Here is a 14,526-nt window from a genome sequence, read left to right on the forward strand (position 1 = left end):
GTCAAATTCGTGTCTTGTGACTTCTATGTAAAAAAGATCTTGATGTTAAATATTAAGCTAAGATTTTTTGATATGGCTAATTCCAACACCTTTTTAATACTAAAAAACCAAGCTTTTTAAGCTTAATTTAAGCCTCTCTTCCCTATAATACCTGAAAGCCAAAGCTACGTACTTATTTGGTTATCATAAAAAAAAGCTCAAGGATGGTATTATGGAACATTCTCACAAACATACTGGTCACGCTGATGCTCACAATAAAGAGCATCAGCATAATCACGATCATAAAGATCACAACCACAAAGAACATTCCCACTCCGGCGGACATGCTGCCCATCATGCCCAAATGGCCAAGGATTTCCTGAAGCGGTTCTGGATCTCCATTGCACTTACGATCCCTGTTCTGATCCTGTCACCTATGATACAGGAATTCTTGGGACTGGGAGATACGCTGAGATTTGCCGGAGACAGCTATATATCCTTTGTTTTATCAAGCATCGTGTTCTTTTATGGCGGCTGGCCGTTCCTGAAAGGTCTCTACGATGAGCTGAAAGATCGCCAGCCGGGAATGATGACCCTGATCGGCATCGCCATTACAGCCGCATATGTGTATAGCACATTGGTAGTCTTTGCCGTCGAAGGACAGGTCTTTTTCTGGGAGCTTGCTACACTGGTCGATATCATGCTGATTGGCCATTACATCGAAATGAAATCCGTGATGAGTGCTTCCCGGGCCCTGGAGGAACTAGCTAAACTCATGCCCTCGGAAGCGCATATCGTACAGGATGACGGATCAACGAAAGATGTTCCACTTGAAGAATTGCAAAAAGGAATCAAGGTACTGGTCAAGCCGGGCGAAAAGATCCCAGCTGATGGTTTAGTTCTTGATGGAAAAAGCTCGGTCAATGAATCACTGATGACAGGCGAATCCAAACCGGTATCCAAAAAGCAGGGGGATGAAGTTATAGGCGGCTCCATCAACGGCGAAGGATCACTGACCATAGAAGTAAACCGGACCGGCGAAGATTCGTTTCTCTCACAGGTGATCAATCTGGTACGGCAGGCACAAGAAAGTAAATCCCGAACACAGGACTTGGCCAACAGAGCCGCATTCTGGCTCACGATTGTGGCATTGGGAGCCGGTGCCCTCACCTTCTTTGCATGGACTTTCTTTACCACTGAAGACTTTGTGTTCGCCTTGGAGCGCACGGTCACCGTAATGGTTATCGCCTGTCCACACGCATTGGGATTGGCCGTACCTCTAGTTGTAGCCGTTTCCACCAGTCTGGCCGCCCAAAACGGATTCCTAATTCGTAACCGTACCGCTTTTGAGGAGGCCCGAAACCTTGGGGCTATTATCTTTGACAAAACAGGTACGCTCACGCACGGGGAATTTGGTGTAACCGATATAATAACATTTAACGGATATGAGGATAAAGATGAACTTCTCAAACTGGCGGCATCGCTGGAACAAAACTCCGAGCATCCTATCGCCACAGGCATTGTAAAAGCTACCGACGGCCTGATGAAAGTAGAAGAGTTTAATTCAATCACCGGCAAAGGTATTGAAGGCCGTGTAGATGGCAAACAGATTAAAGTGGTAAGTCCGGGATACCTGCGCGAAAACAACATTGAACTTCCGACACAGCAGTACGAACAGCTTTCAGGACAGGGTAAAACCGTGGTATTTGTAATGATTGACGACCAGCTGCAGGGAGCTATTGCCCTGGGTGACAGTATCAGGGAAGATTCAAAGAAGGCCATCCAAAGCCTGCAGTCAATGGGTATACAGTGCATCATGCTTACCGGGGATAACAAGCAAACCGCCGCTTATGTAGCCAAAGAGCTGGGACTGGATGATTTCTTTGCTGAGGTCCTTCCGGAAGAGAAAGCGGCCAAAGTCAAAGAGGTGCAGGGGCGCGGGCTCAAAGTAGCCATGACCGGCGACGGGGTCAACGATGCTCCCGCTCTTGCCCAGGCTGACGTGGGTATTGCCATTGGGGCTGGTTCAGATGTAGCTGTAGAGACAGGAGATATTATCCTGACTCAGAGCAACCCCAAAGATGTGGCTTCCCTGATTGGGCTGGCAAAAGCTACCTATAAGAAAATGGTGCAAAACCTGTGGTGGGCGACGGGATACAACGCTTTTGCAATACCACTAGCCGCTGGCGTCTTGTATACCTACGGGATTATTTTGAGCCCCGCCATGGGTGCTGTCCTGATGTCACTAAGTACGGTAATTGTGGCTATCAATGCGCGTTTCCTTAAAATTGAACGCTAAATCCGAAGTTATTATGAAACTTGTCAAAGCTTATATCCGACCAAAGCTCCTGGAAGATGTCTATAGGGCGCTGCGTAACGAAGGGTATTGTTGTATGACTGTTTTTGAAGGCGAAGGAACCGGCCGGTACAGTGATCCTGACCATCAGCATGGTTCCCTGAACTTCCCTGCCATGCATACTCATGTAGTAAAAATTGAAATTGCAGTGGAATCGGAAGATGTAAATCCTGTTATCGACATTATTACAGAACATGGGAAAACAGGTCACAAAGGAGACGGTATTGTCTTTGTTTGCCCCATAGAAAAGGTGACAAGAATACGAGACGGAGAAGAAGGAGCTTCTGTTCTCAAATAAACCCCATGCTCTTTAAGGTTGCTTTAAGGGAGGTCACTGTATATTACAGTAGAACATAAAAACCGATTGAATCTTAAAAGACCAAATACACTATGGAATATTTTACTTCAAGAACAGTCGCCCTGACCTATGAACAGGCTATCGAAAAAGTGACCGACCTTCTCAAAGAAGAGGGGTTCGGCGTGCTGACGGAAATTGATGTCAAAGACACCCTGAAAAAGAAACTGGATGTAGACTTCAAGAAATACAAAATATTGGGAGCCTGTAATCCCAACTTTGCTCACCAAGCACTGCAGGCAGAAGACAAGATCGGTGTAATGCTGCCCTGTAACGTCATTGTGGAAGAAAATGAAGATGGTACCGTAGAAGTATCAGCGGTAAACCCAGTCGCTTCCATGCAAGCTGTTTCTAATAACGGGTTGCAACCCATTGCCGAGCAGGTTAAGAGCAATCTCGAAAAAGTAATTAACAACTTATAAATAATAATTGATCTGAATTTTCAATCCCATTAACCACAATAACGGTGACTATTATGAAACGTTTTACACTTACACTTTCACTGATTCTTCTTTTTGCCACTATGAGTTTTGCCCAGCAAAAAAATATGGAACAGAAGAAGCAACAAATGATGGAGATGATGCAGGATTCCTCAATGCAATCCATGATGATGGAGCATATGGCCAAAAATCCTGAAATGCGTCAAAAAATGATGCAGCACATGATGAAAAACATGGACGGCGACATGAAGATGGGCAACATGCAGGAAATGATGAAAAATAATCCCCAAATGAAGCAGCGCATGCAAAAACATATGGAAATGATGCAGTCTATGATGGATGGAGAAACAATGGACCACTCCAAAATGATGGAGATGATGGGCGACTCATCCATGATGAAAATGCATATGATGTGCATGCAGATGATGCAGGGCGGCATGATGGACGGCCAAGGAATGATGAACAAAAAAGATGGCATGAACGGCAATAACCATCAGCAACATCACAACTAATTATGGACTGGCTAAACGCTCTTAACACCCATTGGGCCCCGGTGCTCTGGATCCTGCTAGCCGGGGTCTCTCTTTTGATCTGGTACTTTGCACTGCGCGGAAAGCACCGGCTTGAAATCCGAAATGCGGCCATCGAAGTTCACCGGAGACGCCTACAAACCGGTGAGATATCGAAAGAAGAGTTTAACCGACTCAAACAATCACTCTCTACCAACTGACTATCATGAGTAAGAAGATGAGCAAGCATACCCTTTGGATGATCATAGGATGTGGAGTACCACTTCTGCTCTTGTTTTTTGCTCCTCTTCTGGGGTTGAGCAGTAACATAACCATCTTTCTATTTGTCGCAGCGATGTTTGCCTGCCATATCCTGATGATTGGCCACCACCGAAAAGGATCCAAACATCAAGATCACTAACATTAAATTCGGAGGTTACTATGAAAACGCTAAGTATTAAAAAATTAGGAATGGCCGTTGGTGCTACCGGTGCCGTTCTTTATATCGGTTGCATTATCCTGATGGTCTCAGTGGGAAGAGAAGGAACCATCTTCTTCTTTAACAGCCTATTGCATGGACTGGATGTAGAACCCATTATTCGCATGAGTGTCCCGCCATTGGACGCACTATTCGGCATTATCCAAACCTTTATTCTGGGTTGGCTGGTCGGCGCATTGATCGCGGCCATATATAATATTGGGATGGGTGAGGATGAAAAAGTGGAAGGCATGCCATCATGAAATGGTTGCCATGAACCTGTAACCCATTTTAATAGTCGACTAAATTAAAGGATAGACTGAAATTACCTTCTATTTTAAGGTTGTCTTAAGGCTCCTCTACCTATCTTAGATATAACTTAATTGCAGTAATTGCTGCAATTACAACTGTTAATAAAATATCAAGATTATGTTCTACGATCATCATTTTATTGGAATGCATTGGATATGGTGGATCATCGTAGTCGGTATTATCCTTTTAGTGGTTTTCAATGTCATTCCGTATCGACCCAACACAGAACTGGAAGAGAATGCCATGGAAATATTAAAGAAAAGGTTTGCCCGTGGGGAAATTGAACGGGAAGAGTTTGAGGAACGGAAAAAAATCTTAAAACAAAACAATTAATATTTAAGGCCAAACCTATGAAGAAAGTAAAAGTTGCCGTCAATGGCTATGGAGTAATCGGGAAAAGAGTAGCTGAAGCTGTGGACCTACAGGATGATATGGAGCTTATTGGTATTGGAGATGTAGCTGCCGACTGGAGAATTCAATCAGCTGAATCAAAAGGATACTCCATCTATGCCAATACCGAAGAAGGGCGAAAATTGATGACCAGTAAAAACATCAAGATAGCTGGCGATCTTGATGATCTGCTTGATAGTGCCGATGCAGTTGTAGACTGTGCTCCAAAAAAGTTTGGTGCTCAAAATGCCGAAAAATATAAACTTGCGAGCGTGAAATATATCGTACAAGGTGGTGAAAAGCATCAAACTACTGGACATTCTTTCAGTGCCGAATCGAACTATGCAACCGCCTTGGGAAAGGAAGCAACCCGTGTGGTATCCTGTAATACCACCTCCATCATACGAACACTTACAGCCTTGAAACGTGCGGATTTACTACAAAAAGCTCGTGGTACTTTGCTCCGTCGAGCCACTGATCCGTGGGAAAGCCACAAAAACGGCATCATGAATACACTGGTGCCAGAGCCGGAAATTCCCAGCCATCAAGGTCCTGATGCCCAAAGCGTTGATCCCGAACTGGATGTAGTAACCGCCGCTGTAAAAGTGCCGCAAACACTTTCCCATCTGCATTACTGGACCGTTCAACTGAAGCGTGAAACAAATAAAGAAGAAATCCTCGAAGCGTTCGGTACTTCAACACGAACCGCCTTTATACGTATGGATGACGAGTTATCAGCGAATAATACGGTAAAGGAATTAATGCTGGATATTGGCCGCCCTCATGGGGATATGTATGAGGTGGCCATATGGGAAGATATGTTGAAAGTGGAGGGAGACGAGCTTTACTACGCCTACCTGGTTGATAACCAGGCCATTGTAATTCCCGAAACCATCGATGCCATTCGAGCACTGACCGGCATAGAATCCAATCCGGAAAAATCGATAGACAAAACAAATCGATCACTGGGTATTACCCAACGGTTTATTTAACCAATGAACATACATTCCAAATTAAGAGGAATTGTAACATGGAACGAGGAATTGAACATTCAGGAGCCTGGGTTATAGCGCTTTTTGTTATCGTTATTGCTTCCTGGCTGTTATACAAGTATATGGCGCCCAAAACCTGGCGGGAGTGGGCGGGAGCCGGGTTAATTCAAGGCTTTATCATTGCATTGTATGCAGAGATGTATGGCTTTCCCCTTACTATTTATTTGATGGCACGATTCCTGGGAATTGACAGCGGGTCTGTGGATGCCAATCTCTGGTCCACATTATTAGGTATGGGGCAGACCGGCATGATGATCTCAATGATTCTGGGTTATATCCTGCTTTTTATTGGCTTCGGAATTTTTATCCAGGGCTGGCGTCAGCTTTACCATGCCAAGCAGGAAAACAGGCTGGCAACCGACGGATTATACAGCCTGGTCAGACATCCCCAATACACCGGATTATTTATCGGGCTTTTTGGAGAGGGGGTCATTCACTGGCCGACTATATTTTCCGTAGGCCTGTTCCCGGTTATCGTTTTCGCTTATGTCCTGCTTGCCCGAAGGGAAGAGAAGAAAGTAATTGAAGAGTTTGGTGAAGAGTATCTCCAGTACAAACAAGACGTGCCGGCCTTCCTTCCGGCGAAAGGCAACTGGAAACAGTTTATTCAACGGTCCGGTAATACTCTTGATAATACGGACTAATAAAATTTATAATTTTTTCAATCCAATAATGGTCTAAATATGGCACCGATCACAGTCACCAAGGCATCCGGAGAAAAAGAACTATTTGATGAAAATAAACTTCGCCGCTCACTTAAAAGCGCAGGTGCTGACCAACAAACTATTGATCGAATTGCAAATGCAATCAGCGATATCCTGTATGATGGTATTTCCACAAAAAAGATCTACAAAGAAGCATTTCATAAGCTTCGGCAACATTCAAACCGTTCCGCCGGGCGATATAAATTAAAGGAAGCATTATTGGAACTGGGACCTACTGGTTACCCCTTTGAAAAGTTTGTTGGCGAACTACTTAAGAGGTTAGGGTACCAAACTGAAACAGGAATTGTTGTGGAGGGCAACTGTGTATCCCATGAAATAGATGTGATTGCTGAGAAGGATAACAAGCATTTCATGATAGAATGCAAATTTCACAACCGAAAAGGGCATAAATGTAATGTGAAAGTCCCTCTTTACATTCAATCGCGATTCAAGGATGTGGAAAGAAACTGGAGTAGCCAGCCCGGTCACGAAGACAAGCAACACCAAGGATGGGTGGTAACCAATACTCGATTTACCAAGGATTCCCTGCAGTATGGCAATTGTATCGGTCTTAAACTATTAAGCTGGGACTATCCACAAGATAAGGGACTTAAAGACCTTATTAGCAAAGTGAATCTCCATCCTATTACTTGTCTTTCAACCCTTAGTAAAAAAGATAAACAGCGACTGCTTGAACAAGATATCGTTTTCTGCCAGCAGCTATGTGAAGATGAAAAGGTCTTAAACAACATGGGCTTGGACAACCGCAAGAAGAACCAAGTGATTAAGGAAGCTCAGGATATCTGTAATACCAATTCAAATGAAGTAACCAAATGAAAGATTCAGCTGATAAACACGCCGAAAGAGATCCTAAATTAATCATCTACTGCAAGAAATGGTGTGAATACCTCCAGGAATTAGTCAATTTACTTCGGGCCAAACAACAAACATTTACGTTTATCGATTTACGCTTTGATACCAAGCAAGCAAAAGCGTTGATATCTGAACTGGGAAATCCCTTGATTCTACCTGTACTCTTCTTAAATGGAACTTATCATGAAAAACCCCCAATTTCGAAAGTCAAAAGTATGTTAGATCGATATCAATGGCGAAAACAGGTTGACCAAAAGTATTATGGTACCCTACCAGTCCAAGACCATCAGTAACCACCTTACCTATGGCTACGATAAACGTCACAAAATCTTCCGGAAAGCAGGAGCCTTTTGATGAAAGCAAGCTTCGCCGTATGCTAGTTGCTACCGGTGCTGATTCCAAAGTGGTTAAGCAAATAATTAGCTCTATAAAAGGAAAACTCTATGAGGGCATTTCTACCCAGAGGATAACCGAAGAAGTGTTTCGGCAGCTCAGCAAAAAATCAGAAAATATTCGATTTGACAAGGCACCTCCAGAACACGAACTACCTCCCGACTTTGATAGTAAAAGATTGGATAGGCTACAGCACCACGCTTTCGATTATTTCTTGCATGAAACCAATCCGAATAACGGGCTGGTAGCAGACAATTCACAATTGGGGGCACCCGCCAGTATAGCATCGGTCGGTTTTGCAATGGGGGCCTATGTGGTTGGCGTAAATCGCGAATGGATGTCACGAACCGACGCAATACAGCGTACCCTTGCAGTCCTGCATTTTTTCTGGAATAGCGAGCAGAGCACAGCCCCGGACGCGACCGGCTATAAGGGGTTCTTTTACCATTTTCTTGACATGAAGACGGGTAAACGCGTGGGCAAGTGTGAACTATCAACAGTCGATACCGGTATCCTGCTGGCTGGCATGCTTGCGGCCGCTGCCTTTTTTGATCGAGATAGTGAAGACGAACAAGAAATACGTACCCTGACCGATGCCATTTACCATCGCGTAAATTGGAAATGGGCTTGCAATGGTGAGCCCACAATCACCCATGGCTGGACACCAGAGAATGGCTTCCTGCCATACCGATGGGAAGGATACGATGAAGCCGCACTTCTGTACATTCTTGCACTCGGTTCTCCGTCCCAACCACTACCGAAGGAAAGCTACGAAGCCTGGACCTCCACCTATGAATGGAAGAAGATATATAGCAATGAATTTATTTACGGAGGTCCGCTGTTCATCCACCATTATTCCTACATCTGGATCGATTTTCGTGGGATCCAGGATGCTTTTATGCAGGAAAAAGGAATCGACTATTTTGAAAACAGCCGCCGGGCTACCTATGTCCAGCAAGAATATGCCATACGAAATCCTTTGGATTTTAAAGGCTACGGAGAAAATTTCTGGGGAATAACAGCCAGTGATGGTCCTGGTTGGACCACGAAAAAAGTAAACGGTATTGAGCGATCCTTCTTTGGTTATGTGGCACGTGGTGCTCCCTACGGACCCGATGACGGCACGGTTGCCCCGTGGGCTGTAGTTGCCTCTCTACCCTTCACTCCGGAAATTGTACTACCAACAATTCAACATTTTCAAGACGTATATCCCCAGGTGACAGGAAAATATTGTCTCAGGTGCAGTTTCAACCTGAGCTATCCGAATGGGCAAAATGCCAATGATGGGTGGACCTCTTCCTACCATTATGGTATCAATCTTGGTCCTGTTATCTTGATGATAGAAAACCATCGATCAGATTTGATTTGGAAGCTCATGCGTGACTCCAAATACATTGTGACCGGTTTAAAAAAAGCAGGATTTATAAACGGATGGCTATGAATCCAATTAAAAAGGAAGTTTATCGTGAATTAACCTTAACTAAAGAAGGGAGCTATGATGAATAGAATGAACATTAGATTTACTCTGATAACAATAAGTCTCCTTGTTTTTCTATCCTCATGTCAAATGGGAAGATCTGACTATATGAGTGAAGAACAGCGGAAAGAATTAGAAACCGCTTACGATTCCTTGCAGTCTAATTACAAAATGCTCCTGGCAAACTACGAAGGTGCAACGGACACTCTGCCTTCTGACATACAATCTCTCTACAGCCAGATGCAAAATATGCACAGTGAGATGGATGTTAGCCACCGGCAAATGATGGCTGGCAACATGGGCCGTCATATGCAGGGCGATAACATGATGGCCGAAGGAATGGGTAGGCATATGCAGGGGCACATGACCGGTGAGTGGTATAGCCAGATGATGGGCATGCACGAGCAGATGGCGCGGCTGCACCAACAAATGGGACAGCAAAATATGGCCCGGATGAACCGGCGCCTCTCCGAAGAGTATGGCAAGATGATAAAGATGATTCCCGACTTAGATGAACCTACCGAAATACCGTTTAATGAAGAGGGAGATCCAACGTTACTAAATGGCGAAAGTCTGTTTTCACAAAACTGTGCTTCCTGCCACGGAGGCAATGCCGAAGGGGTATCAGGCGCTTTCCCTCCACTACTCAATTCAGAATGGATCACCGGTGACAAATCTACTCCTATTCGTATTTTGCTTCACGGCCTGCAAGGCGAAATTGAAGTGCAAGGGCAAACATATCAGGGCATTATGCCTTCGTTCAAGGCCCGGTTAAGCGCTGCAGAAATCGCCTCCCTACTCACCTATCTTCGGGAAAAAAGTGACGGCGATTATCCAACCGTTTCCCAACAAGATGTGGTAGAGGTTGCAAATTCATTCAGTAACCGGACGACTCCCTGGAGTGCGTCAGAACTAAATAAAAATTAAGCCTCTGATCCGTATGGGAGATAATCAACCACAAACAGCCCTCGTTCTTTGCGGAGGTGGGGCCCAAGGAGCTGCTGAAATTGGTTTCTATCAAGCAATGGTGGAACAGGGAGTAAAACCGGATTTTATAATCGGTACTTCCATCGGGGCTATTAATGGAGCTTTCATTGCATCTGGGTTGGATATAAATCAATTAAAGGAACTATGGAGAGGGATTTCAGAACAAAAACTTTACCGGTTCAACCCGGAACTCTTGTGGAAAGGGGGCAATGCTTCTAGTTTGTTCAAACCCACAGGTATAAAACATTTCCTAAAAAGGAATCTACCGGTCGATACTTTTGAAGAACTCGATATCCCGCTGACGGTAGTAGCAACTGATCTTCAAGAAGCTGGTTCTACCTATATTGATAACGGAGAATTACTACCTGCCCTGCTAGCCAGTTGTGCCCTACCAGTATATTTTCCTCCGCAAATTATCAATGGTAATCAGTTGGTTGATGGAGGAATCACCAACAATATTCCTATAGACAAAGCTTACGAGCTGGGAGCAGATACCATTTATTGCATGTTGAGCGATTGCAGACACCAGTTTAAAAACACGGTAAATGGATTGTTTAATATGATCATTCGTACTGCCCAGGTCAACCAACACGAAAAACTGAGAAATGACATCCAAGAGATTGCTAAAAATACGGATTTATATCTCCTGGATCTTTGTATCACAACTCACTTAACCAGCGTGCTTGATTTCAGCAAGACGGAGATGATCATTGAGGAGGCTTACCGGTTTTCCAAACGAGCTTTGGAACAGGGCTTTGGCTGCGTTCCGCTACCAATAAAAGAGTCTTGAAGAGACCTTCGAATACTTCCCCATAATCTCCTCTTGAATCGTTAGAAGGGGTTTGTGGAGGTACAAACGACGGTTATTCAAAGGCGTCTTAAAATAAACTAATAACGGGGAATATGGAGAAAAAAGAAATTACCATCCTGCTTTTCTGCTTGTTCCTGGTGATGATTGGCTACGGGTTGACCCTACCCATCCTCCCCTTTTTAGTTGAGCAATCGGCTAAATCTAACGGATTTCTGAATATTTCCCCGGCTCTTCATGTGGGATTAATGACCGGTATTTTCCCTTTAATGCAGTTTCTTTCAGCCCCCTTTTGGGGACGCTGGTCCGACCGCATCGGCCGGTCTCCAGTACTGGCCGCAGGCATGGGCGGCTATGCCCTCTCCCTTATCCTGTTTGGATGGACCGGTGACTTGGTTTTATTGTATATGCTCAGGGTAGGCGGGGGCCTTTTTTCAGCCTCCGTATTGCCCACGGTCAATTCCTGGGTTACAGACCTAAGCCCGGTAACAAACAGAGGAAAAGTACTGGCATGGACGGGTGGTTCGGCCAGCCTCGGTGTAATCTTCGGCCCGGTTTTGAGTTCCTTCTTTATTGATGTCAATTGGTTTGCCGGGTGGTCCTGGAAGTTGCTCGCTGCAAACACATATACGGTTCCCTTTATAATTGCCGGCGGGTTTTCAGTGCTGGCTCTGATAGCAGTATTATTATGGCTATCCGATGCATCATCTCAGAGTGAAAGCAACAGCTACCAACAGAGTAATCTCGGTTTTTTAAGCATTACTAAAGGTGAGATACTTCCGATTCTGATCTATGCCCTGATTGCCCAGGGAGCACTCTCGATGTTTGAAAGCACCTTTGCCCTGCATGCACAACAGACCCTCGGATACAGTGTCCTCGAAATGGGATTTATTTTTATGACCTGCGGACTGGGAATGAGTATCAGCCAGGTCGGACTGACCGGCTTTCTGATTGACTGGTGGGGAGAGGAGCGCCTGCTTCCTATAGGTTACCTGTTGATTGGGCTGGCCCTGTTTCTCTTGATGTTTGTCAATACTTTTATACTTATTATAGTAGTGGTGAGTATTCTTGCTGTGGGTATGGCACTGGTCACCCCCAGTCTGGCATCGCTGACGAGTAAAATAAGCGAGCAGAGGGTCGGTGAGCGAATGGGACTGCTGGCATCCATAAGCAGCTTGGGCCTTGCTGCCGGGTCATTTTTGGGAGCCGGTCTGTATTCACTAAATATTCATCTGCCTTATTTTTTATGCTCCAGTGTGGTACTAATTATCTTTTTTTACATGATCAGAAGACACCAAAATCAGGAAGTTAGTTTGTAATCATTTTTTCCCTCTCGATTATTTCACCTGATTTAAGCTTCCTTTAAGCCTCCCCATTGTATTATCTGGATAGAAAAGGTTTGCTTCCCTTTTTCCTAATTCCAATGTAAAGCAAGAAAGGAGGCACTTATGTGGTTTGATACGATATGGAATACCCCCCTGTTTTGGTGGCTCCTATTGACCGTTTTCGGTGCCGGATTCATCATACTGATCCTTTTATGGCGGCGCACCAAGTCCGATCCGGTAAAAGAACAGATGGATCATTTTTGCCGGTGCTATGCTCGGGGCGAAATAAGCCGGGAAGATTTTGAAGAGCTAAAAAAAGATTTACAGGTATTTAAAAAACAGAAAATCAAACTAAAGAGGAAGCGAAAACCAATAAAGCATGTGTAATATGAAGAAAAATATAAATAACCAATACGGAGACTATAATGGAATGGATAGCTGAAAACTGGTTCCTCATACTGATCATCATCCTTTTTGTGGGCATGCATATGTTCGGTCACGGAGGTCATGGCGGACATGGGAAACAAGGCGGAGGACACGGACACAGCCACGGTTCGTCCCAAGATCACTACCAACCCGATAATGACAAAAACAAACATCAACATCATTAACCAAATAAAAGGAGATTCTATTATGCTTAATATCAAAATCGTGAGCTGGGCGGCAGGTACCTTTACCTCGGTCAGCTTTATTCTATGCGTTATTTACGGACTAGTAACCCCCGAAAGCATTCACATGCATCAGTTCCTGGAAATTGTGCTTCCCGCCTTCGAATGGATTTCCGTGGGTAGTTTCTTCCTGGGGTTAATCGAAAGCTTTGCTTGGGGCGCTTATATCGGGCTGGTGTACGTGCCCATCTATAATTTTTTCTACAAACGGTGGGGATCTGCAACCGCCTGAGATTCAAAAAAAAGCAACAATCAAAGGAGCCGGATACAATCGATCTGCGTAAAGGTTTCCGGCTCCAGCTTTTTTATAGACGCTTCAACGGGATGCCTTAAACTTCAAATAGATTTCATATCATGAATAATGATTACAAAATGACAGTACGGCCTTATCCCGTCTCCAGTAAATTTGTACTTACCCTTGTTTCGCTTGGGCTGGGTCTGGGCGGACTGCTGCTGTATGGATTCGATATTGCCGGAGGTGCCCTGGCTGCCCTGTCCGCTGTTCCCCTGCTTAATACGGTATCTGCAACCACAACGGCTTTTTTCAATTATTAGCTAATACGTTTGTCGTGAGCATTCAATCAAGAATGATATGAGAAGTTTGGAAGTTTACCTCCTCAAGAATAGATTCCTACTTCTGATCAAAGTTTCTCTCTTCAATCTTTAATTTGGACGACAAAACCAATAATGCTTAAAAAAAACACTAAGAAAAAATGCTGCCACTTTATATTTGTTATTGTAGTGGGAGTTGGGTTATGGTGGCCATTTTTCCTCGATGCTAACGCCCAACAATCCAGGCAGATGTTACTTTTTGAAATCGACAGCAACCAGTACAAAAAGTGCAATTACAACAAACAGGGAGAGCTCCAATCCTTTCAAAAACTTCTGGTTGGTTCCATCGAGGAAGAAGCAGATAATTACCGTCTGCCGGTAGAACTGTATTCGTATAGTGCTCAAGGAGAACTCCAGGACAGCACCAAAACAATTTACACCTGTCAACCTGAAGAACAAAAAGTGTTGTTAAACATCTTCCCATTTACTGACTATGGAAAAGGAAGTCAAATCAAAGTGAATGTAGAGGACGAAAAAGCTTTTTATCCTGTTAATCCTGAAACCGACTGGGAGATGAAACCTATTGAATTTTCATTGAATATTGATAAAGGGCTGGTGGGCTTTTTGGGAGGAAATAGTAAAATTACCATGTACGACCGCAGGGTGGTAGCCAACGATACCCTGCAGATTGGGCAGTACCAAATTAATTCTGCAGTCGATCTCGGCGTCTACGTGCTGGGTATCAAAATAAAAGGATTCGGGTACCATGTTGTGGAAATAATTAACAAGAATCAGGGCATTATCTGGCAAAAATTTACCAGTGAAGATGACGGCAGCTATTTTGTGATTAGCTTGTTATAAACCGAAT

Annotated in this window: 21 protein-coding genes; all 21 read left to right on the top strand. The window is 44.2% G+C overall.

The features are described 5' to 3' along the window. Nucleotides 1-211: 211 nt before the first annotated feature. The 21 genes from LX73_RS06255 to LX73_RS06355 all read left to right on the top strand — a co-directional run bounded on the left by LX73_RS06255 (nucleotide 212) and on the right by LX73_RS06355 (nucleotide 14,519). Nucleotides 212-2,278, top strand: a complete 2,067-nt coding sequence (locus LX73_RS06255) for a heavy metal translocating P-type ATPase (protein WP_148898633.1) — start codon at nucleotides 212-214, stop codon at nucleotides 2,276-2,278. A gap of 13 nt (nucleotides 2,279-2,291) precedes the next feature. Then, nucleotides 2,292-2,633, top strand: a complete 342-nt coding sequence (locus LX73_RS06260; protein ID WP_170245602.1) for a P-II family nitrogen regulator — start codon at nucleotides 2,292-2,294, stop codon at nucleotides 2,631-2,633. A gap of 92 nt (nucleotides 2,634-2,725) precedes the next feature. Further along, nucleotides 2,726-3,112 (top strand): DUF302 domain-containing protein, encoded by a 387-nt coding sequence (locus LX73_RS06265; RefSeq protein ID WP_148898635.1) that lies wholly within the window; start codon nucleotides 2,726-2,728, stop codon nucleotides 3,110-3,112. Between the two features lie 53 nt (nucleotides 3,113-3,165). Beyond that, on the top strand, nucleotides 3,166-3,642 hold the full coding sequence (locus LX73_RS06270) for a DUF4175 domain-containing protein (RefSeq protein WP_148898636.1): 477 nt from the start codon (nucleotides 3,166-3,168) through the stop codon (nucleotides 3,640-3,642). Between the two features lie 2 nt (nucleotides 3,643-3,644). Then, a complete protein-coding gene (locus tag LX73_RS06275) occupies nucleotides 3,645-3,860 on the top strand; it encodes an SHOCT domain-containing protein (protein WP_148898637.1) in 216 nt (71 codons plus the stop codon). Between the two features lie 5 nt (nucleotides 3,861-3,865). Further along, entirely contained in the window at nucleotides 3,866-4,060 is a 195-nt protein-coding gene (locus LX73_RS06280) for a hypothetical protein (RefSeq protein WP_148898638.1), read from the top strand. Between the two features lie 20 nt (nucleotides 4,061-4,080). Then, nucleotides 4,081-4,380 (top strand): DUF5676 family membrane protein, encoded by a 300-nt coding sequence (locus LX73_RS06285; RefSeq protein ID WP_148898639.1) that lies wholly within the window; start codon nucleotides 4,081-4,083, stop codon nucleotides 4,378-4,380. Nucleotides 4,381-4,546: 166 nt separating this feature from the next. After that, nucleotides 4,547-4,762 carry an SHOCT domain-containing protein gene (locus LX73_RS06290; RefSeq protein WP_211359375.1) on the top strand — a complete coding sequence of 72 codons (216 nt, stop codon included), beginning with the start codon at nucleotides 4,547-4,549 and terminating at the stop codon, nucleotides 4,760-4,762. Between the two features lie 17 nt (nucleotides 4,763-4,779). Next, on the top strand, nucleotides 4,780-5,811 hold the full coding sequence (locus LX73_RS06295; RefSeq protein ID WP_148898641.1) for a type II glyceraldehyde-3-phosphate dehydrogenase: 1,032 nt from the start codon (nucleotides 4,780-4,782) through the stop codon (nucleotides 5,809-5,811). A 38-nt stretch (nucleotides 5,812-5,849) separates the two neighbouring features. After that, nucleotides 5,850-6,515, top strand: a complete 666-nt coding sequence (locus tag LX73_RS06300; RefSeq protein ID WP_148898642.1) for a methyltransferase family protein — start codon at nucleotides 5,850-5,852, stop codon at nucleotides 6,513-6,515. A 39-nt stretch (nucleotides 6,516-6,554) separates the two neighbouring features. Then, nucleotides 6,555-7,412, top strand: a complete 858-nt coding sequence (locus LX73_RS06305) for a restriction endonuclease (protein WP_148898643.1) — start codon at nucleotides 6,555-6,557, stop codon at nucleotides 7,410-7,412. Further along, nucleotides 7,409-7,741, top strand: coding sequence for a glutaredoxin family protein (locus tag LX73_RS06310; RefSeq protein WP_148898644.1), 333 nt, complete (start codon nucleotides 7,409-7,411; stop codon nucleotides 7,739-7,741). Before LX73_RS06305 ends, LX73_RS06310 begins: the two co-directional genes overlap by 4 nt. 11 nt (nucleotides 7,742-7,752) lie before the next feature. After that, nucleotides 7,753-9,282, top strand: a complete 1,530-nt coding sequence (locus LX73_RS06315; RefSeq protein WP_148898645.1) for a glucoamylase family protein — start codon at nucleotides 7,753-7,755, stop codon at nucleotides 9,280-9,282. 144 nt (nucleotides 9,283-9,426) lie between these two features. After that, entirely contained in the window at nucleotides 9,427-10,245 is an 819-nt protein-coding gene (locus LX73_RS06320; RefSeq protein WP_170245603.1) for a c-type cytochrome, read from the top strand. A 13-nt stretch (nucleotides 10,246-10,258) separates the two neighbouring features. Continuing rightward, nucleotides 10,259-11,095: a patatin-like phospholipase family protein gene (locus tag LX73_RS06325; protein ID WP_148898647.1), complete on the top strand. Its 837-nt coding sequence runs from the start codon at nucleotides 10,259-10,261 to the stop codon at nucleotides 11,093-11,095. A 113-nt stretch (nucleotides 11,096-11,208) separates the two neighbouring features. Continuing rightward, nucleotides 11,209-12,432, top strand: a complete 1,224-nt coding sequence (locus tag LX73_RS06330; protein WP_148898648.1) for an MFS transporter — start codon at nucleotides 11,209-11,211, stop codon at nucleotides 12,430-12,432. Nucleotides 12,433-12,561: 129 nt separating this feature from the next. Next, nucleotides 12,562-12,825 (top strand): SHOCT domain-containing protein, encoded by a 264-nt coding sequence (locus LX73_RS06335; protein WP_148898649.1) that lies wholly within the window; start codon nucleotides 12,562-12,564, stop codon nucleotides 12,823-12,825. 38 nt (nucleotides 12,826-12,863) lie between these two features. After that, a complete protein-coding gene (locus tag LX73_RS06340; RefSeq protein ID WP_148898650.1) occupies nucleotides 12,864-13,049 on the top strand; it encodes a DUF2933 domain-containing protein in 186 nt (61 codons plus the stop codon). Beyond that, nucleotides 13,021-13,338 carry a DUF5676 family membrane protein gene (locus tag LX73_RS06345; protein ID WP_246138179.1) on the top strand — a complete coding sequence of 106 codons (318 nt, stop codon included), beginning with the start codon at nucleotides 13,021-13,023 and terminating at the stop codon, nucleotides 13,336-13,338. Before LX73_RS06340 ends, LX73_RS06345 begins: the two co-directional genes overlap by 29 nt. A 122-nt stretch (nucleotides 13,339-13,460) precedes the next feature. Beyond that, complete coding sequence (locus LX73_RS06350) at nucleotides 13,461-13,661, top strand: hypothetical protein (RefSeq protein ID WP_148898651.1); 201 nt, start codon at nucleotides 13,461-13,463, stop codon at nucleotides 13,659-13,661. A gap of 246 nt (nucleotides 13,662-13,907) precedes the next feature. Further along, nucleotides 13,908-14,519 (top strand): hypothetical protein, encoded by a 612-nt coding sequence (locus LX73_RS06355; RefSeq protein ID WP_148898652.1) that lies wholly within the window; start codon nucleotides 13,908-13,910, stop codon nucleotides 14,517-14,519. Nucleotides 14,520-14,526 lie beyond the last annotated feature (7 nt).

This window comes from Fodinibius salinus (assembly GCF_008124865.1).
Classification (GTDB): Bacteria; Bacteroidota; Rhodothermia; order Balneolales; family Balneolaceae; genus Fodinibius; species Fodinibius salinus.